The organism is Pantoea sp. EEL5 (genome assembly GCF_049892805.1).
In the GTDB taxonomy this organism is placed as follows: domain Bacteria; phylum Pseudomonadota; class Gammaproteobacteria; order Enterobacterales; family Enterobacteriaceae; genus Pantoea; species Pantoea ananatis.
Map to the genome: position 1 here is coordinate 2,168,480 of NZ_JBNDNJ010000001.1, position 18,116 is coordinate 2,186,595.

Annotated in this window: 18 protein-coding genes; 8 read left to right on the forward strand and 10 right to left on the reverse strand. The window is 57.4% G+C overall.

All coding sequences use genetic code 11. The features are described 5' to 3' along the window. Positions 1-10: 10 nt before the first annotated feature. Positions 11-910, forward strand: a complete 900-nt coding sequence (locus ACPXSQ_RS10120; protein ID WP_014594190.1) for a DMT family transporter — start codon at positions 11-13, stop codon at positions 908-910. Here ACPXSQ_RS10120 and ACPXSQ_RS10125 read toward each other — a convergent pair. Together ACPXSQ_RS10125 and tctD are read right to left on the reverse strand one after the other, a co-directional pair. After that, positions 891-2,279, reverse strand: coding sequence for a sensor histidine kinase (locus ACPXSQ_RS10125; RefSeq protein ID WP_426143563.1), 1,389 nt, complete (start codon positions 2,277-2,279; stop codon positions 891-893). The two genes, ACPXSQ_RS10120 and ACPXSQ_RS10125, sit on opposite strands and share 20 nt — an antisense overlap. Then, positions 2,270-2,941, reverse strand: coding sequence for a transcriptional regulator TctD (gene tctD, locus ACPXSQ_RS10130; protein ID WP_282472900.1), 672 nt, complete (start codon positions 2,939-2,941; stop codon positions 2,270-2,272). The genes ACPXSQ_RS10125 and tctD overlap by 10 nt, the downstream gene beginning before the upstream one ends. A gap of 119 nt (positions 2,942-3,060) precedes the next feature. Here tctD and ACPXSQ_RS10135 point away from each other — a divergent pair, with 119 nt between their 5' ends. The 4 genes from ACPXSQ_RS10135 (at position 3,061) to flk (ending at position 7,154) form a co-directional block, all read left to right on the forward strand. After that, entirely contained in the window at positions 3,061-4,041 is a 981-nt protein-coding gene (locus tag ACPXSQ_RS10135) for a Bug family tripartite tricarboxylate transporter substrate binding protein (protein ID WP_080709586.1), read from the forward strand. Between the two features lie 12 nt (positions 4,042-4,053). Then, positions 4,054-4,485 (forward strand): tripartite tricarboxylate transporter TctB family protein, encoded by a 432-nt coding sequence (locus tag ACPXSQ_RS10140; RefSeq protein WP_013026555.1) that lies wholly within the window; start codon positions 4,054-4,056, stop codon positions 4,483-4,485. A gap of 11 nt (positions 4,486-4,496) precedes the next feature. Next, positions 4,497-5,999 (forward strand): tripartite tricarboxylate transporter permease, encoded by a 1,503-nt coding sequence (locus tag ACPXSQ_RS10145; RefSeq protein ID WP_426143801.1) that lies wholly within the window; start codon positions 4,497-4,499, stop codon positions 5,997-5,999. 114 nt (positions 6,000-6,113) lie between these two features. After that, positions 6,114-7,154: a flagella biosynthesis regulator Flk gene (gene flk, locus ACPXSQ_RS10150; RefSeq protein WP_019106017.1), complete on the forward strand. Its 1,041-nt coding sequence runs from the start codon at positions 6,114-6,116 to the stop codon at positions 7,152-7,154. Between the two features lies 1 nt (position 7,155). Here the strand turns inward: flk and ACPXSQ_RS10155 are convergent, their stop codons facing one another. Continuing rightward, the gene (locus tag ACPXSQ_RS10155) at positions 7,156-7,599 is read right to left on the reverse strand and encodes a rhodanese-like domain-containing protein (protein ID WP_426143566.1); all 444 of its coding nucleotides are present in this window, start codon (positions 7,597-7,599) and stop codon (positions 7,156-7,158) included. 88 nt (positions 7,600-7,687) lie between these two features. Here ACPXSQ_RS10155 and ACPXSQ_RS10160 point away from each other — a divergent pair, with 88 nt between their 5' ends. Next, positions 7,688-9,127: a PLP-dependent aminotransferase family protein gene (locus ACPXSQ_RS10160; protein ID WP_426143568.1), complete on the forward strand. Its 1,440-nt coding sequence runs from the start codon at positions 7,688-7,690 to the stop codon at positions 9,125-9,127. Positions 9,128-9,219: 92 nt separating this feature from the next. Here ACPXSQ_RS10160 and fabB read toward each other — a convergent pair whose 3' ends face one another. After that, on the reverse strand, positions 9,220-10,440 hold the full coding sequence (fabB, locus tag ACPXSQ_RS10165) for a beta-ketoacyl-ACP synthase I (RefSeq protein WP_013026560.1): 1,221 nt from the start codon (positions 10,438-10,440) through the stop codon (positions 9,220-9,222). A 152-nt stretch (positions 10,441-10,592) separates the two neighbouring features. On the opposite strand from fabB, the gene mnmC reads away from it, so the two are divergent. Then, positions 10,593-12,605, forward strand: a complete 2,013-nt coding sequence (mnmC, locus tag ACPXSQ_RS10170; protein WP_019106019.1) for a bifunctional tRNA (5-methylaminomethyl-2-thiouridine)(34)-methyltransferase MnmD/FAD-dependent 5-carboxymethylaminomethyl-2-thiouridine(34) oxidoreductase MnmC — start codon at positions 10,593-10,595, stop codon at positions 12,603-12,605. A 27-nt stretch (positions 12,606-12,632) separates the two neighbouring features. Here the strand turns inward: mnmC and ACPXSQ_RS10175 are convergent, their stop codons facing one another. From ACPXSQ_RS10175 to prmB, 6 genes are read right to left on the reverse strand one after another with little or no spacing between them, the layout of a single operon-like run. Further along, positions 12,633-12,914 carry a YfcL family protein gene (locus ACPXSQ_RS10175; RefSeq protein WP_013026562.1) on the reverse strand — a complete coding sequence of 94 codons (282 nt, stop codon included), beginning with the start codon at positions 12,912-12,914 and terminating at the stop codon, positions 12,633-12,635. Positions 12,915-12,948: 34 nt separating this feature from the next. Then, positions 12,949-13,494, reverse strand: coding sequence for an elongation factor P hydroxylase (locus ACPXSQ_RS10180; RefSeq protein ID WP_019106020.1), 546 nt, complete (start codon positions 13,492-13,494; stop codon positions 12,949-12,951). A gap of 20 nt (positions 13,495-13,514) precedes the next feature. Further along, complete coding sequence (locus ACPXSQ_RS10185) at positions 13,515-14,318, reverse strand: sulfite exporter TauE/SafE family protein (RefSeq protein ID WP_014594199.1); 804 nt, start codon at positions 14,316-14,318, stop codon at positions 13,515-13,517. Between the two features lie 8 nt (positions 14,319-14,326). After that, positions 14,327-15,145 carry a penicillin-insensitive murein endopeptidase gene (gene mepA, locus ACPXSQ_RS10190; RefSeq protein WP_022623444.1) on the reverse strand — a complete coding sequence of 273 codons (819 nt, stop codon included), beginning with the start codon at positions 15,143-15,145 and terminating at the stop codon, positions 14,327-14,329. 4 nt (positions 15,146-15,149) lie between these two features. Next, positions 15,150-16,235, reverse strand: a complete 1,086-nt coding sequence (aroC, locus tag ACPXSQ_RS10195; protein ID WP_014605353.1) for a chorismate synthase — start codon at positions 16,233-16,235, stop codon at positions 15,150-15,152. A 46-nt stretch (positions 16,236-16,281) separates the two neighbouring features. Further along, a complete protein-coding gene (gene prmB / locus ACPXSQ_RS10200; RefSeq protein WP_014605352.1) occupies positions 16,282-17,214 on the reverse strand; it encodes a 50S ribosomal protein L3 N(5)-glutamine methyltransferase in 933 nt (310 codons plus the stop codon). 160 nt (positions 17,215-17,374) lie between these two features. Here prmB and smrB point away from each other — a divergent pair, with 160 nt between their 5' ends. Continuing rightward, positions 17,375-17,923: an endonuclease SmrB gene (gene smrB / locus ACPXSQ_RS10205; protein ID WP_013026568.1), complete on the forward strand. Its 549-nt coding sequence runs from the start codon at positions 17,375-17,377 to the stop codon at positions 17,921-17,923. The last annotated feature ends 193 nt before the right edge of the window (positions 17,924-18,116 follow it).

The following is an 18,116-nucleotide window of genomic DNA, read 5'->3' on the forward strand; positions in this document are numbered from 1 at the left end:
GAGTCATATTATGTTCTTTTTGTTCCCGCTGTTTGCGGTCTTAATTTGGTCGGTTAATGCTATCGTTAATAAATTATCGGCGAGTGCCATCGAGCCTGCGGCGATTTCTTTTTATCGCTGGTTACTGGCGTTGCTGGTCCTGACCCCGTTTGTGTTACCGGGTGTGATACGGCAATGGCAGACGATCCGGCCGCACCTCTTGCGCTTGATGGTTCTGGGTCTGCTGGGCATGGCGCTGTACCAAAGTCTGGCCTACTATGCCGCGCACAGCGTGAGCGCCCTGTTTATGGGTATTATCGCCGCGCTAATCCCACTGTTAACGGTATTGCTCAGTGTGGTCATACTGCGCATTGCCCCGACCGTGGGGATTCTGGCGGGCAGCCTGATCTCCTTTTGTGGCTTAATCTGGTTGGTCAGCGCAGGCAATCTTGATCAGTTGCTGCATCACGGCATCGGAGCAGGTGAAGCCATGATGCTGGCGGCCTCAGCCAGCTATGCGCTTTATGGCGTGATGACCAAACGCTGGTCAATTCCGCTGCCGGTCTGGCAGAGCCTGTATGTGCAAATTGCCTTTGGCGTTCTGTTGCTGTTACCCGGCTTTCTGATGACGCCGGACGTGGCGCTTACGCCGCGTAACCTTCCGCTGGTGGCTTTTGCCGGGCTGTTTGCCTCGATTCTTGCCCCCTGGCTGTGGATCCATGGCGTGCAAAAATTAGGTGCCAGCATCACCAGCATCTTTATGAATTTGACGCCGGTTTTTACCGCCCTGATTGCGGTGCTGTTTCTGCATGAGCATCTGCACAGCTATCACTGGATCGGCGGCGGTCTGACGCTGACGGGCGTTTTGCTGGCACAGCGGCTGCGCAGGCCGCTTAGCGCGCGCAAATCGATCAAGGCCGATCCGCGCTAAAATTGACGGAAACACGCAGTCCGCCCAGTAACGGACTGCTCTCCAGCGTGACGGCCGCCCCGTGCCAGGCACAAATATCCTGCACCAGCGCCAGCCCAATGCCCGCTCCGGCCTGCATCGCGGCATTATCCAGCCGGATAAAAGGCCGCAGTGCTTTTTGTTGCTCTTCCCGGCTAATCCCCGGTCCTGAGTCTTCAATTTGCAGCCTGCCGTTCTCTACGCGGGCCGTAATGATGCCCTGCGCTGGCGTGTACTTAATCGCGTTATCCAGCAGGTTGGCGCACAGCTCGCCCAGCAATAGCGCATCGCCTTTCACCTCACAGTGCTCATCCCCTTCGTAACCCAGGTCAATCTGTTTCGCGCGCGCCGCTGCATAACGACTCAGGCACGCTTCACGCACCACTGCCGCCAAATCCACTCTCGTCATGGGTTTATCTTCCCCGTGGCGGGCTTTGATGCGCGCCAGTTGTAACAAACGGTCGGTGAGCAGAATGGTGTCATCCAGCGTGTAGTGCATGCTCTGTAGACTTTCCCGCCACTGTTCGGGCCGATCGCTATCCAGCGCCGTGCTAATCTGCGTTTTCAGAATGGTGAGCGGTGTGCGCAGCTGATGCGCGGCATCGGCGCTGAACCGATCCTGCCGTGCCAGCAATTTTCTCAGCCGTTCCAGATAGCGGTTAAAGGCCACAATGAGCGGCTGAAGTTCCGACCAGGGCAGCGAAGGCAGCGGGGTCAGTTCAGCACCGTCGCGGCGCAGGACAATCTTTGACAGCCGACGTAAAGGCCGTAATACCCGGCGCAGCATCATGCTCGCCAGCAACAAGGCGATGAGCACCAGCGCGCTCTGGCTAAGTAAGGCTGTCCGCATCAGCCCCTGGGCAAACGCCTCACGGGAATGGATAGTTTCCGCCACCAGCACCAGCGCCATACCTTCCACGCCCGCCTCGCTGACCGGCTGCCATAAGGCCGCGACCCGAATGCGCTGTTTCTGGTAAAACCCGTCATAAAAATGGACTAACGCAGGATAGGCTTCAGACATCTCGCTGGTGGCCGGAATCGGCGGCAGCCCGTCATAACCCGACAGCGTTTTGCCCTGGGGCGAAATCACTTGGTAAAACAGGCGATCGTTCATATTGCGCTCAAAGCTGTCGAGCACGACCCAGGGCACATCGACCTCCAGATGCTGATGACGGACCACCAGCCGCTCGGCAACGGTGCGCGCAGAGGCCAGCAGCGAACGATCGTAGGCCTGATTCGCCGCCGCCAGGCCGCTCTGGTAATGCGTATAAACTGACAGAATCCACAGCATGAGCAATGGCAGTCCCAGCCAGGCGAGCAGCTCTCCCCGTAGCGAGGTGATTAATCGCATGCCAGGGTTTCCAGGCTGTAACCCAGACCGCGTAGCGTCACAATACCGACATCACTTCCGGCCAGTTTTTTGCGCACCCGATGCACATAGAGTTCAATACTTTCCGGGCTGGCTTCATCCGCCAGCGTAAAGGTTTGTTCATACAAATGTTGCCGCGAGACCGGGCGACCCTGACGCTGCATCAGCGTGGTCAGCACGCTGGATTCTCGCGGCGTCAGTGCCAGCGGTTTTTCGGCCAGCAAAAAGTAACCCTCGCCGTTCAGTACCAACTGGCCCAGCGTTTTGTTTTGTGGCGATTGCCCCTGCGAACGCCGCATTAACGCTCGCAGGCGCGCGTCCAACTCATCCAGTTCAAAGGGTTTGGTCAGATAGTCATCCGCCCCCGTGTTCAGACCGCGCACGCGGTCATCCAGCGTAGTGCGCGCGGTCAGCATCAGTACCGGCACAGTTTGTCCCCGGCGGCGCAGCCGGGTTAATACTTCAATGCCGTCCAGGCGCGGCAGAGAGACATCCAGCACGACCAGCGCATAGTCTTCGCTTTGCAGGCTGTGATCGGCCGCCAGGCCGTCCGCCACCCAGTCCACAGCAAAGCCTTTTTGTGTTAACGCCTTCTGTAACCATCGCGCCAGCTCGGCCGTGTCTTCCACCAGTAAGAGACGCATATCACATCCTTTCACTAAACCTCATGAATGAAAGGTAAATGAAAGGTTGCTGTTTTAACAATTCAATAACACCGAATAGTCGGTAGTAATCACACTCTGAAACAAAGATGGAGCGCACGATGAAAAAAATAATCCACACCGCCCTCGCCTCTGCCCTACTGGCTCTTATGTTCTCCTCATCAGGTTATGCTGCTGCACCCGACAGAACAGAATGCATCGCACCGGCTAAACCCGGCGGCGGTTTCGACCTGACCTGTAAGCTGATTCAGGTTTCGCTGATGGAAACGAAGCAGATCGAGAAGCCGATGCGCATTACCTACATGCCAGGTGGCGTAGGCGCGGTGGCCTATAACGCGATCGTTGCGCAGCGTCCTGCCGAAGCCGGTACGGTCGTGGCCTTTTCGGGGGGATCGCTGCTGAACCTGTCGCAGGGAAAATTTGGTCGCTACTCGGTTGATGACGTGAAGTGGCTGGCGGCGATCGGTACCGATTACGGCATGATTGCCGTGCGTGAAGACGCGCCGTGGAAAAACCTGGGCGAACTCATGGCGGATATGAAAAAAGATCCCACCAAAGTGGTGGTGGGTGCGGGTGCCTCTATCGGCAGCCAGGACTGGATGAAAACGGCGCTGGTCGCAAAAGAAGCCGGTATTGATCCGCGCAAAATGCGCTATGTCGCGTTTGAAGGCGGTGGTGAAGTCGTCACCGCCCTGCTGGGTAATCATATTCAGGTGATGTCTGGCGATCTCAGCGAGATGGTGCCGCATTTACAAGGGGGCAAACTGCGCGTGCTGGCGGTAATGGCAGACAAACGCCTGCCCGATCAGCTGGCCTCGATTCCTACCGCCAAAGAGCAGGGCTTTAACGTGGAATGGCCGATTATTCGCGGCTTCTATCTTGGCCCTAAAGTCAGCGATGCCGATTATCAGTGGTGGCAGAGCGCCTTTGAGAAAATGGTGCAAACCCCGGAATTCAAGAAGCAGCGCGAACTGCGAGGCCTGTTCGAATTCAATATGTTTGGTGCTGAACTGGATAAATACGTGAAAGACCAGGTTGCCGCCTATCGCGAGCAGGCGAAATCCTTTGGTCTGGCTAAGTAAGCGGGAGAGATCATGAGCGATCGTATTTTTGCCACCTTGTGGCTAGTGCTGTGCCTGGCGGGACTGGTTATCGCCTGGCAGATTCAGAGTGAATACAGCTATGAGCCTGTCGGCCCACGTCCTTTTCCGCTGGTGCTTCTCAGCCTGATGGCTTTCTGTGCCGTGATGCTGCTGCTGAGAAAACCGGATGCCATCCAGTGGCCCACGCCCGCCACACTGAAACGCCTGGTGGCGCTGGCGGCGATGATGCTGGTGTACGGCGGGATGTTTGAAACCCTGGGCTTCCCGTTAGCGACCTCGCTGCTGACGTTTGGTATCGGCCTGCTGTTTGGCGCGCGCTGGTGGGCCGCTGTGCTGTCCGGCGGTGTAATGGGATGGTCACTGTTTTACGCCTTCGACCATCTACTGGACGTTACCTTGCCTGCTGGCAGCCTGTTTAATTAAGGAGAGAAATGATGGAAACCTGGTCTTTCCTGATGCACGGCTTTGCCGTTGCCATGACGCCGGAAAATCTGCTGATTGCCCTTATCGGCTGCTTTATCGGCACCATCGTAGGCTTACTGCCGGGACTCGGGCCGATCAACGGCGTAGCGATTTTGATGCCGCTGGCGTTCGCCCTGCACCTGCCTGCAGAATCCGCGTTGATTCTCCTGGCCACCGTTTATCTGGGCTGTGAATACGGCGGACGTATTTCGTCGATACTGCTCAACGTTCCGGGCGATGCCGGCGCCATTATGACCGCACTGGATGGCTATCCGATGGCGCAGCAAGGTAAAGCGGGCGTGGCGCTGTCAATTTCTGCCGTCAGCTCCTTTGTCGGTTCCACCATCGCTATCATCGGCATCATCTTATTCGCACCGCTGCTGGCCCGCTGGTCGCTGGCGTTTGGCCCAGCCGAATATTTTGCGCTTATGGTCTTCGCCATTGCCTGTCTGGGCAGCATGATGAGTCAGAACCCGCTTAAATCATTTCTGTCGGCGTTGATCGGGCTGAGCATGGCGACCGTGGGCGTGGACGCGAATACCGGAGTCTATCGCTTCACCTTTGACAGCGTTCACCTTTCTGACGGCATCCAGTTTGTCGTGGTCGTCATTGGCCTGTTCTCAGTGAGCGAAATTTTGTTGATGCTGGAATCCACCCATAGCGGGCAAAAGGTGGTGCGTGCCAGTGGCCGCATGATGTTCAATATGAAAGAGGCCGCTATGTCTACGGGTGCCACACTGCGTGCCTCATTTATCGGCTTCTTTGTGGGCGTGCTGCCCGGCGCGGGCGCTACTATCGCCAGTGCTATCGCCTACATGGCCGAGAAAAAAATCACTGGCAGCGATCAGTTTGGTAAGGGCGATATTCGCGGTGTGGCTGCGCCGGAAGCGGCGAACAACGCCTCCGCCTGCGGCTCGTTTATTCCGATGCTGACCCTGGGCATTCCCGGTTCCGGCACCACCGCGGTCATGGTCGGTGCGCTGACGCTGTACAACATCACGCCTGGACCTGCGATGTTTACCGAACAGCCGGATATCGTCTGGGGACTGATTGCCGCGCTGCTGATTGGTAACCTGATGCTGCTGATCATGAACATCCCGATGATCAACGTGTTTGCGCGGATGCTGACGATTCCGCTGTGGTTTTTAGTTCCGGCTATCGCCGCCATCTCGGCCGTGGGCGTTTATGCGGTGCACAGCACCACCTTTGACCTGCTGCTGATGGTCGGACTGGGGATTTTCGGCTATATCCTGCGGAAAATGGATTTCCCCATGTCCCCGCTGATTTTAGGTTTCGTGCTGGGTGAAATGCTGGAGCAAAACCTGCGGCGTGCCTTGTCGATCAGCAACGGTGAGATGGGCATTCTGTGGGAAAGTCCGATTGCGAAAGTCCTGTTGATCCTCGCCGTTGCCGTATTAATCGTGCCGCTGCTATGGAAACGGCTGCGCCGTAAGCCCGCTCACGCGCATCAGTAAGTAAATCTTTGTTCGAAACACACAAGCCCCGTGGATTTCCCAGGGGCTTTTGTTATCATAGTGTATTCTGTTTCCGGCGCACCCCACGCTGTTCTGTTTCCCAAGGAATCCGCCATGCAACCTGTCAGCGGCCCCGGTGTGCCGGTCGGCGATCGTTCATCTGTTAATCCGCAAACTGACGCCCCGCGTACGGGAAGTGTTGCCGGTGAACAACCCCTTTCTCCTGCCCAGCGCACGACGCTTGAGCGCCTGATTGTGCGCATCATGTCGCTCAGCACGCTTAAAGCGCCTGAGCTCTGGGCCGGCCTGCGTCATGAAGTCGGTGTTAAAAGCGAAGCAGAACTCCAGTCACGCCATTTTCCGGCTGCGGAGCAGTTTCTTAACAACCGCCTGGCGCAGGTGCAGACCGGTCACGGTACGCGTCAGTTAATGACGCAACTCACCGACCTGTTGCCCAAAGGCAATAACCGCCAGGCGGTAAGTGATTTTATCCGCCAGCAGTTTGGTCAGACGGTGCTGAGCGCATTAACCCAGGATCAGCTTCGTCAGGTGCTGACCATGCTGCAAAATGGTCAGATGGCCATTCCGCAACCTCAGCAGAGCCGCAGCAGCGATCGCACGCTGCTGCCTGCCGAGCATCAGGCGCTGAATCAGCAAATTGTGCGCCTGGCTGCCGCGACGGGCGAATCCAGTGGCAAAATATGGACCGCCGCACTAAAGCTGGTAAACCTGACCAGTGGCGATCCGATCCCGTCACGCCACTATCCGCTGCTCACTCAGTATTTACAGGTCCGTCAGACGTTAAGCCAGCACAGTGCGCCGACGTTGCAGCTGATTGAAACCTCGCTGAAACACCCTCTGGATCAGCGTGAACAGCAGATGCTGGAAGACTACAGCCTGCAACGCTTTCAGGCCACGCCTCAGATGGTGCTGACCCCGACGCAAACCCAGGATCTGCTTAACTTCCTGTTTGCACGTCGCGCAGAAAGAGCACACGAGCAAGCCCTGGCCGATAACGAACTGAATCCGCATCCCATCTGGGCGCCCATCTCCGGCTCGCTGCCGCCTGTGCTGCAGCCGCTGGCAGCGCGCCCGGTGCTGAGCGCGATCGTCGGGTTAATCGTTCTGGCCTTTTTACTCTGGCTGGTGCTGTAAGTTAACACCCACAGGATGCCGCAGAAGCCGTCTGCGGCCATTCTCCCGGCTCGTCGCCCCATGCCATGGGATGGCCATCGCGCTTCCAGAAATCCAGCCCGCCAATCAGTTCCTTGACCTTAAATCCCAGCAACGCCATCTGATAAGCCGCTTTGGTCGAACCATTGCAGCCAATGCCATCACAGTACGTCACATACAGCAGGTTGCGATCCAGTCCGGCTGTGCTGGCTTCATTCATTTCCCGATGCGGAAAATTTATTGCTCCGCAGAGATGACCGGCGCGGTAAGCCTCGATCTGACGGGCATCAATGACGACAACGCCCGGTCGCTGATGGGCCAGATCGTCAGCCAGATCCCAGGCATCGGTGTAATAAGCCAGTTTGGCCTGCAGATATGCAAGGCTCTGCTGCGGTGACGCGGGGGGAAAACCTAAAACAGATGACATCGTTTTTTCTCCTGTTGTGGCAGACAGGCAGTTTACGGCAAAGTGGACTGCTGGATAATACCGCTTTCAATGAGCCCATAAGACCACGATGACTTCCCCGCTGCTGCAACTGTTTCATCATCAGGCAACCGGCGGTCTGCGCGACCGCCTGTGCGCCACGCTTCGCCAGTGGATAGAGACCGCGCACCTTCAGGCGGGTCAGAAACTGCCCTCCAGCCGTCAGCTGGCTGCCGATTTGAATCTGTCACGCGTTACGGTTGAAGCGGCTTACGCTCAGCTTGAAAGTGAAGGCTACCTGCGGCGGGAGTCCGGTCGCGGTAGCTTCGTTGCCATCACGCTGCCGGTCAGCGCGCCGCGCCCCCGCGCTGACCGCATGGCGCATTTCTCGCAGCGCGGCCATCAGATACTGGCGACAGGCGGTTGTCAGGATGCGCCCTTTCCGTATGCCTTTTCGGCAGGTTCGCCAGATTTGCGCGCCTTTCCTCATCCCCTCTGGCGGCGCTTAACCGCCCGCGTGCAGCGCACCGCAGGCCCTGGCGTCATGGGCTATGGCGATCCGTTGGGGTACCTGCCACTTCGCCACGCGCTTGCAGACTACCTTGCCCTGTCTCGTGGGGTTCACTGTGAGGCTGAGCAGGTGATTATTTTGACCAGTTCACAGCAGGCGCTGCAGCTGCTGTCGTTAATGCTGATTGATCCCGGTGATGAGACCTGGATGGAAGAGCCGGGCTATGCGGGGGCGCGCAATGCCTTTCTTGCTGCAGGCGCACGGGTGCGCGGCATTCAGGTGGATGCCGAGGGGGCGATTCCTCAAGCCGGAACAGCAAAGCTGATGTATCTGACGCCTTCGCATCAGTATCCCACCGGCGTGTCATTAAGCCTGCCGCGCCGTCTGGCCTGGCTGGACTGGGCACGGCGCAACGGCAGTTGGCTGATTGAAGACGATTACGACAGCGAGTTTCACTATGACGATCGCCCTGCGTCTGCGCTGCACGGACTCGACAACGATAACCGGGTCATTACCCTCGGCACATTTTCAAAATCGCTGTTTCCGTCGCTACGTCTGGCATGGATGGTGGTGCCCGGCCCGCTGGTCGCGCCCTTAGGTCGCGCGCGCAGCCTGCTTGACGGGCACAGCGCCCTGCTGCCCCAGGCGGTAACGGCGGAATTTATGCAGCAGGGGCATTTTGCCAGCCACCTGCGTTTGATGCGCCAGCTTTACCATAGCCGCCGCGATCGCTTACTCGAGCAGATAGCGCAACGCCTGACGCCCTGGCTCAGGCCCTTTCCCTGCCCGGGTGGACTGCAGACAACCGTTGCTCTGCGGCAGGGCGACGAAGCGAGGCTGAGCTTACAGGCCGAGAAGATGGGGTTATTGCTGCCTCGCCTGAGTCCGCTCTACGGCGATGGCGCGCGTCAGCAAGGCTGGATTCTGGGTTTTGCGGCGCTGACGCCAGATGAGATAGTGGCCGGGTGCGATAAGCTGGTGAGGCTGCTTTCATCGGGCTCATCACCCAACCGTCGCTGAGGGATAACCAAAACAAAAAAGGCCGGCAAGCCGACCTTTTCGCAGGGTTCACGTCGTGCCGGGCAGCGCGACGCCACGTTTTTAACCGGGCATTAAGCCTGGTATTTACGCATTGTCAGCGTGGCGTTGGTGCCACCAAAGCCAAAGCTGTTTGACATTACCGTGGTCAGCGCTTTTTCAGTTGGCTGAGTCACAATATTCATCCCTTCTGCCGCCGCGTCCAGCGAGCTGATATTGATGCTTGGGGCAATAAAACCGTGCTCCAGCATCAGCAGCGAGTAGATAGCTTCCTGCACGCCCGCCGCCCCTAAGGAGTGGCCGGTCATCGCTTTGGTTGCAGAAATATACGGCGTGTTGTCGCCGAACACTTCGCGAATGGCACCCAGCTCTTTCACATCACCGACTGGCGTAGAGGTTCCGTGGCTGTTCAGGTAGTCGATTGGCGTATCCACACCGTGCATCGCCATCTTCATGCAGCGCACTGCGCCTTCACCGGATGGCGCAACCATGTCTGCTCCGTCCGACGTTGCGCCATAGCCCACGATTTCAGCGTAGATGTGCGCGCCACGCGCCAGCGCATGTTCCAGTTCTTCAACCACGACCATACCGCCGCCGCCCGCAATGACGAAGCCATCACGTTCGTTGTCATAGGTCCGTGAGGCTTTTTCTGGCGTGTCGTTATAACGCGTAGAAAGTGCGCCCATTGCATCAAACTCACAGGCCATTTCCCAGCACAGCTCTTCGCCGCCGCCCGCAAAAACGATATCCTGTTTGCCCAGTTGAATCTGTTCAACCGCGTTACCGATACAGTGCGCGGAGGTCGCACAGGCAGAGCTGATTGAATAGTTCACGCCGTGGATTTTAAACGGCGTAGCCAGACAGGCTGAAACGCCTGACGCCATTGCCTTAGTCACCACATAAGGCCCTACGGCTTTCAGACCGCGTGGGCTGCGCATGGCATCCGCACCAAAAACCTGAAAACGTGGGGAACCACCGCCAGATCCTGCAATCAGACCTACGCGAGGGTTATTCTGGTAAGCTTCGTTGCTCAGGCCAGAATCTTTGATGGCTTCTTCCATAGACAGGTAAGCATAGATGGACGCATCACTCATAAAACGCACAACTTTGCGATCGATGAGGCCGGTAGTATCGAGTTTAACGTTACCCCAGACGTGACTACGCATGCCGGAATCTTTCATCTCCTGGGAAAAAGTGATGCCTGAGCGGCCCTCACGCAGAGATGCCAGCACCTCTTGCTGGTTATTACCAATACTGGAAACGATCCCTAAGCCAGTAATCACAGCACGTTTCATTCAATCTTCCTCACCACTTCTGTTATTTGACGAGCACTCTAGCTTACACTTGTACGCCGAACAAGTCCGATCAGCCATTTCCTTTTGTAAATTTGCGTCATGTCACGCCGACCGATAAGATCCTGACACTCCCTGAAAAATGAGCCTTTACTGTGAAAACACCCCAGGTTGAACACGCCAGACTGAGCTGGAACGAACAGGGTACACCTGTTTCCCGAGCGTTTGACGACGTCTATTTTTCCAATGACAACGGTCTGGAAGAGACACGTTATGTCTTTCTGGGTGGCAATGATTTCCCACAACGCTTTCATCAGCACCCGCGCGATCTGCTCATTGTTGCCGAAAGCGGGTTTGGCACAGGCCTGAACTTTCTCACGCTCTGGCAGGCCTTTGATTCCTTCCAGCAACATTATCCTGACGCGCCCCTAAAACGTCTGCACTTCATCAGTTTTGAAAAATTCCCCCTGACGCAGGCCGATTTAACGGCGGCCCACCAGCACTGGCCCGAACTGGCCCCCTGGGCTGAACAGCTCCAGCACCAGTGGCCGCTGGCACTGCCAGGCTGCCAGCGGGTGTTATTTGATTCGGGCCGCGTCACACTGGACCTGTGGTTAGGCGATATTAATGCGCTAATTGATAATTTTGATGACAGTCTGCATCGCCAGGTGGATGCCTGGTTTCTGGATGGCTTTGCGCCGTCGAAAAATCCCGATATGTGGACGCCGGAACTGTTTGCGTCGATGGCGAAACTGGCCCGGCCAGGGGGCACATTTGCAACCTTTACGGCAGCGGGTTTTGTGCGGCGCGGGTTGCAACAGGCGGGCTTTGCGGTGACCCGGCGTAAAGGCTTTGGGCCGAAACGGGAAATGCTGTGCGGTTCGCTTGAGGCCGCGCCTGCGCTGACTCATCGCCAGCCCTGGTATGCGCGCCCTGCCCTGTCCGGTAAGGAGATCGCCCTGGTCGGCGGCGGCGTTGCCAGCGCGACGCTGGCCCTTGCCTTACTTCGCCGGGGCTTTCGCGTGACGCTCTACTGCGCTGACGAGGCACCCGCGCTGGGGGCGTCCAGTAATCGTCAGGGCGCGCTCTATCCGCTCCTTAACCAGCACGATCCTGCCCTGGCGGCTTTCTTTCCTGCCGCATTCAGTTTTGCCCGTCGCCTGTATGATCAACTCGATCTGCCTTATGAACATGACTGGAGCGGCGTATTGCAGTTGGGCTGGGACGAGAAAAGTGCCAGTAAGATTGCGCAGATGCTGGATATGGCCCTACCGGCTGAGGTCGCCTTTGGCGTCAACCAGGACGAGGCAGCCGCGTTGGCAAATGTGGCGCTGGATTGCGGAGGTATATTTTATCCACTGGGCGGCTGGCTGGCCCCGGCCGAATTAACCACAGCCCTGCTGTCCCACTGCGAGCAGCGTGGATTACGCATTCACTGGCTGCACCGCGTCACCGCACTGACGCAGGTTCAGCAAGGCTGGCAGTTAACCTTTGACGAAAAGCCCGCAACCCAGCATCAGGCTGTGGTGCTGGCTAATGGTCATGCCATGACCGATCTGCCTCAGACCGATGCCCTGCCGGTTTACCCGGTCGCCGGTCAGGTCAGCCATATCCCGGCTTCACCGGCCCTGTCGGCACTGAAAACGGTACTTTGCTATGACGGCTACCTCACGCCAGCCAGCCCGCAGTTTGGTACGCACTGTATCGGGGCCAGCTATCATCGTGGCGACACCTCTACCGCCTATCGCGAAGACGATCAGCAGCAAAACCGCAGCCGTCTGCAGCACTGCCTGCCACACAGCGACTGGGTGAATGACGTGGACGTCAGTGAGGGCGAGGCGCGCAATGGCGTGCGCTGCGCCACACGCGATCATTTGCCCATGGTCGGCAGCGTGCCGGATTACGTGGCAACGCTTGACGTTTATGCCGATCTTGCTCAGCAGCGCGCCCGCGAGGCCGAGAGCGAAATGGCACCCTGTTTCCCTGGCCTTTATCTGTTTGGTGCGCTTGGCTCACGCGGGCTGTGCAGCGCCCCCCTGGCGGCGGAAGTGCTGGCGGCTCAGCTTAGCGGTGAACCCCAGCCGCTGGACCTCAACACGCTCGCGGCGCTTCATCCCAATCGTTACTGGGTAAGAAAACTACTGAAGGGTAAAAAAGCGGGGAAATAGCACAGGGCGGTCTGCCGCCCTGACTACTCAAGCCGTCTGACGGGCCTGTAAAAACAGGTTATCCCACATGCCAATCACCAGCGCCTGGTCCCGTGGCGATAACTCCCCGGCAGCAATGGCATTTTGCAGGCTACGTGTCACCTGAATCTGTAGCGCCTGCGGCGTGTGGTCGTCCAGCAGTTCCACTTCAGCGACTGCCAGAGTGAGGTGGCCGCGCAGATAACCGCTGGCAAATAGCTCATCGTCACTGGCGTGCTCAACCATATCGTCAATCAGGGCCAGAATACGTGCCTCAAATTCTGCGATCATCTCATCATTCCTCTGTTATTAAGTCCCTTATGCATCACAGATCGTCCGGCCAGGGAAACTGCGATGCGGTCAGAGAAGGCCTGCCATAATAGTCAGCCAGGGCTGAAATAAAGCGTGCGGGGCGCTCAGGAATACCCGACGCCAGATAGCTCATGACCTGGGCATGAACTTTACGCTGAAAGCCAATGCGATCTGGCTCACAATCGCCTTCGAGATTGTCACAACTGACGTTGAAGGGAAAGCCTGCGGCTACACAAAACATCCACTCCAGCGCCTGCGGCTTCACCTCAACCGCTTCAAACTGGCTCTGCGTTTGCGCGTCGCGTCCGTCCGGACAATACCAGTAGCCAAAATCCACTAACTTACGCCGGGCTTCGCCAGCAATGCACCAGTGTGAAATTTCATGCAGCGCGCTGGCATAAAACCCATGAGCAAAAACCACCCGGTTCCATGGTGATTCATCATCCGCTGGAAGATAGATCGGTTCGTCATCGCCTTTAATTAGACGGGTCTGAAAATCGTGGCTAAAGCAGTCATCAAACAGCGTAATAAGCTGCGCGTAATTATGTGTTGTTGTCATTAAGTCATCACGTAAAAGTATTACAGATTCAGCGTGCTCAGCCAGGCCATCAATTCGCTGCCGTGGCTGTCCCAGAGCAGCTTGATGCTCATCACCGCCGAAACGATGACCACCATCGGGCGAATCAGCCTTTGTCCGCGTGCCAGCACCAGCCTGGCGCCCAAACGAGCCCCGCAAAAAGCCCCCAGCATCATGATAAGTCCCGTGCCCCAGACCACTTTGCCACCAAACATAAAAAACAGCAGGCTGCCCAAGTTTGAGGTGAAATTGAGCAGTTTGGCGTGGGCGGTGGCTTTCGCCAGGTTGTAGCCGCATAGCGTCACGAAGCCCAGCGCGTAGAAAGAGCCCGCACCGGGTCCAAAGAAGCCATCATAAAAGCCGATACAGCCACCGCCGACCAGGGCAAAAGGCAGCCCCTGCAGGCGGTGAACGCGATCGTCTTCACCGATGCGCGGCATCAGCAGAAACCACATGCCAATAGCAATCAACAACAGCGGCAGCACCTGACGCAAAAAATCAGCCTGAAGGTGCTGGATCAGAATGGCACCGCCAACCGCCCCCAAAAAGGTCATGGCGATATTCAGCCGCTGCTCGCTCAGCTTAATCGCCCCGCGCCGGACAAAATAGAGGCTGGCCGAGAACGATCCGCCGACCGACTGCAGCTTGTTGGTTGCCAGCGCCTGAGCCGGTGACAGCCCGGCCGCCAGCAACGCGGGAACGGTTAACAGTCCGCCGCCGCCCGCAATGGAGTCAATAAAACCTGCCAGCAGCGCAATGAAAAACAGCAGCGCGACCAACAACGGGCTGACAACGAACCATTCCATGGGAACCCTTACAGTAGATGTTTATCCAGCAGTGCCTGACAGGCCGCAGGCAGCGGCGGCGGTTCACGTTTCACCGGTGCAGAGCCAGGCTGCCTGGGCAAAAACCAGCTTTGCAGTTCTGCGCCGCAGCCGTCACCGGCAGGCGGCGGTGCCTGCTCTTCACAGTCGGGGCTGCCCTGCGGACAGCGTAAACGGACGTGCATGTGGGCGCGATGCGCAAACCAAGGACGCACCTTACGCAGCCAGGCCCGGTCTGTGCCTGCATCGGCACACAGCTGCTTTTTAATCGCCGGATTGACGAAAATACGCGTGACATCTTCATCTTTCGCCGCCAGCTTAATCAGGCTGTCAATCTCAGGCTGCCAGTGGCGCGCCACCACGTTCTTGTCGTCGGCGGTGACGAGGTCCAGCGGCTGGGGCTTAAGCAGCTGCTGCGCGCTCCAGCGGGTTTTAGGCAGTTGCAGCCAGATGTCCACGTCCAGCCCGGTTTGATGGCTGGCATGTCCACTGCTGAAGCGCCCGCCCGCCGCCATGCCCATATCGCCAATCAACACGTTTCCTAGCTGGAGGCTATGGGCCTGGGTGGCCAGGCGCTGGATAAACAGGATCAGATCGGGATGCCCGAAATAGCGGCGCTGATCCTGACGCATCACCTGATAATCAGGCGAATTAAGCGGTAAAGCCTGCGCACCCACAATACAGCCATTGGCAAAGCCACCAATAGCCGTCGGTTGACCCGCAATCGGGTGCTGGATGCGCTGCCACGGCGTCGCCGCCAGGCTGGCCGCGCTCAACAACAGCGCGCTCACCATCAGCAAAATTTTCATTGGCTTACCAACGTGGCACGGTGGAGTGCACATCGCCACACTGCGCGCGCTGGCGCAGCAGATGATCCATCAGCACGATGGCCATCATGGCTTCGGCAATCGGCACGGCACGGATGCCCACGCAGGGATCGTGGCGACCTTTCGTGATCATCTCCACTTCCTCGCCGTCGCGGGTGATGGTTTTCCCCGGCACGGTAATACTGGAGGTGGGCTTCATGGCCAGATTGGCGCTGATTGTCTGACCGCTGCTGATGCCGCCCAGAATACCGCCCGCATGGTTGCTCTGGAAACCACTGGCGCGAATTTCATCGCGATGCTGACTGCCACGCTGATTAACCACGGCAAAACCGTCGCCGATTTCTACCCCTTTCACCGCATTAATGCTCATGAGCGCATGCGCCAGGTCGGCATCCAGGCGATCAAAAACCGGCTCGCCCAGGCCTGGTGGTACGTTTTCCGCCATGACCGTGACCTTGGCCCCAATCGAATCGCCTTCCTTCTTCAGGCCGCGCATCAGCTCGTCCAGCGCGTCCAGCTTGTCCGCATCCGGGCAAAAGAAAGGATTATCTTCCACAATGCTCCAGTCTTTCAGTTCACAGGCCACGTCGCCGATCTGCGCCAGATAGCCGCGAACCACAATATCGTGCTTCATCTGCAGATATTTTTTGGCAATCGCCCCAGCAGCCACGCGCATCGCGGTTTCGCGTGCTGATGAACGGCCGCCACCACGGTAGTCACGCGTACCGTACTTCTGCTCATAGGTGTAATCCGCATGGCCAGGACGGAACAGATCTTTAATGGCACCATAATCCTGCGAGCGCTGATCGGTGTTCTCAATCAGCAGGCCGATCGAGGTACCGGTGGTCACACCTTCAAACACGCCAGACAAAATTTTCACCTGATCCGGCTCACGGCGCTGGGTGGTATAGCGCGACGTGCCTGGACGACGACGGTCGAGATCGTGCTGGATATCGGCTTCGGTTAACGGGATGCCCGGCGGCACGCCATCAACAATACAGCCCAGGGCAATACCGTGAGATTCACCAAAGGTGGTGACGCGAAAGAACTGTCCGATGCTGTTTCCGGCCATTGAGATTCCTTGTTACGGTTTGACGGGCGAAAGTTCGCCCATCCTTTTAGTCTTTATAAAATGAGAAATGGTGCTGTGCATCCACGATCTGCTGGCGGGTGAGCATAAAGACGCCGTCGCCGCCATTGTCGAACTCCAGCCAGGTAAAGGGCACATCGGGATACTGTTCCATCATGTGCACCATGCTGTTGCCCACTTCGCAAATCAGCACGCCCTGCTCGCTCAGGTAGCCCGGCGCGCAGGCAAGAATGCGGCGCACCAGTTTAAGGCCATCGCTACCCGCCGCCAGCCCCAGTTCGGGTTCATGCTGATACTCGCTCGGCAGATCGTCCATATCTTCCGCATCGACATAGGGCGGATTCGTCACGATCAGGTCGTACTGCACCGGCGGGAGTTCGCGGAACAGATCGGCGCGGATCGGCGTGACGTGATGAATCAGGCCGTGCTCTTCAATATTTTGCTCGGCGACCGCCAGCGCATCGTGGGAAATATCCACTGCATCCACTTCTGCGTCCGGAAAGGCATAGGCGCAGGCAATCGCAATACAGCCGCTGCCGGTGCACATGTCCAGAATATGTCGCGGTTTGTCCGTGATCAGACCAGCAAAGCGGTTTTCAATCAGTTCCCCAATGGGCGAACGGGGAACCAGAACCCGTTCATCAACGTAAAACTCATGGCCGCAGAACCAGGCTTTATTCGTGAGATAGGCGACCGGAATGCGCTCGTTCACGCGGCGAATGACGCGCTCAACAATACGATGGCGTTCGCTGGCCGTAAGGCGCGCGTTGCGCATGTCTTCAGGGATATCCAGGGGCAACCACAGCGTGGGCAGGACCAGCTGGACAGCTTCGTCCCAGGGGTTATCTGTGCCGTGTCCGTACCAGATTCCGGCAGCCGTAAAGCGGCTCACTGACCAGCGCAGCATATCCTGAATGGTGTGCAGTTCGTTCACTGCCTCATCGACGAAAATTTTGTCCACGTAGCCCTCCGCAGGCCTTTTACTAATTCGGCCGATAGTTTGCCACGAAGCCGAGGAGAATTCAGCGCAGCAAGGTGAAAAAGCTGACAATTAATGACGGTTAACGGTAAGGTATCGGCTTCTGCTGTTAATCAGCCACCTCAGACATGATTCACCACCCATGAGTAAAAAAAACCCCCTGAGCCAGGATGATCAAGCGCTGTTTCGCCAGTTGATGACAGGAACGCGTCAGTTAAAACAAGACACTATCGTACACAAACCGGCGGTTAAAACCCGGGAAGTGCCGATAAAAAGGCTGCTGTCTGAACAGGCGGATAACAGCCACTACTTTTCCGATGAGTTCCAGCCGCTGCTTTCCACTGAAGGGGCGACGCGCTATGTGCGCGCGGACGTGAGCCATTTTGAGCTGAAAAAGCTGCGTCGGGGCGATTACACGCCAGAGATTTTTCTCGATCTGCATGGGTTAACACAGATGCAGGCCAAGCAGGAGTTAGGCGCGCTAATTGCCGCCTGTCGTCGCGAACACCTTTTTTGCGCCAGCGTGATGACCGGACATGGTAAACATATTCTAAAGCAGCAAACGCCGCTTTGGCTGGCTCAACATCCCTGGGTAATGGCCTTTCACCAGGCACCTAAAATGTTTGGTGGCGACGCTGCCTTGCTGGTGCTGATTGAAGTAGAAGAGTGGCAACCGCCAGAGCTGCCCTGACATTCAGGCAGCAAAACGGCTTAAGCACCTTGCCCCGCTGCCTCCCCCTTTGACGTGTGAGCCCGTTAAACGGACTCACACGTCGCTCCCCTTAAACGCCCGATCCCGCCCCTGTTTGGCCAGGCGTTCTGCTGCTTTCTGTTCAGGCTGACGCAGACTATTTGCTTAAGAAACTATTTATATTCAATACAAG

Bases quoted from the DNA above. Each gene is read 5' to 3' on its own strand.
- ACPXSQ_RS10120 (WP_014594190.1), top strand. From the start codon at position 11: ATGTTCTTTTTGTTCCCGCTGTTTGCGGTCTTAATTTGGTCGGTTAAT.
- ACPXSQ_RS10125 (WP_426143563.1), bottom strand. From the start codon at position 2,279: ATGCGATTAATCACCTCGCTACGGGGAGAGCTGCTCGCCTGGCTGGGA.
- tctD (WP_282472900.1), bottom strand. From the start codon at position 2,941: ATGCGTCTCTTACTGGTGGAAGACACGGCCGAGCTGGCGCGATGGTTA.
- ACPXSQ_RS10135 (WP_080709586.1), top strand. From the start codon at position 3,061: ATGAAAAAAATAATCCACACCGCCCTCGCCTCTGCCCTACTGGCTCTT.
- ACPXSQ_RS10140 (WP_013026555.1), top strand. From the start codon at position 4,054: ATGAGCGATCGTATTTTTGCCACCTTGTGGCTAGTGCTGTGCCTGGCG.
- ACPXSQ_RS10145 (WP_426143801.1), top strand. From the start codon at position 4,497: ATGGAAACCTGGTCTTTCCTGATGCACGGCTTTGCCGTTGCCATGACG.
- flk (WP_019106017.1), top strand. From the start codon at position 6,114: ATGCAACCTGTCAGCGGCCCCGGTGTGCCGGTCGGCGATCGTTCATCT.
- ACPXSQ_RS10155 (WP_426143566.1), bottom strand. From the start codon at position 7,599: ATGTCATCTGTTTTAGGTTTTCCCCCCGCGTCACCGCAGCAGAGCCTT.
- ACPXSQ_RS10160 (WP_426143568.1), top strand. From the start codon at position 7,688: ATGACTTCCCCGCTGCTGCAACTGTTTCATCATCAGGCAACCGGCGGT.
- fabB (WP_013026560.1), bottom strand. From the start codon at position 10,440: ATGAAACGTGCTGTGATTACTGGCTTAGGGATCGTTTCCAGTATTGGT.
- ACPXSQ_RS10175 (WP_013026562.1), bottom strand. From the start codon at position 12,914: ATGATCGCAGAATTTGAGGCACGTATTCTGGCCCTGATTGACGATATG.
- ACPXSQ_RS10180 (WP_019106020.1), bottom strand. From the start codon at position 13,494: ATGACAACAACACATAATTACGCGCAGCTTATTACGCTGTTTGATGAC.
- ACPXSQ_RS10185 (WP_014594199.1), bottom strand. From the start codon at position 14,318: ATGGAATGGTTCGTTGTCAGCCCGTTGTTGGTCGCGCTGCTGTTTTTC.
- mepA (WP_022623444.1), bottom strand. From the start codon at position 15,145: ATGAAAATTTTGCTGATGGTGAGCGCGCTGTTGTTGAGCGCGGCCAGC.
- aroC (WP_014605353.1), bottom strand. From the start codon at position 16,235: ATGGCCGGAAACAGCATCGGACAGTTCTTTCGCGTCACCACCTTTGGT.
- smrB (WP_013026568.1), top strand. From the start codon at position 17,375: ATGAGTAAAAAAAACCCCCTGAGCCAGGATGATCAAGCGCTGTTTCGC.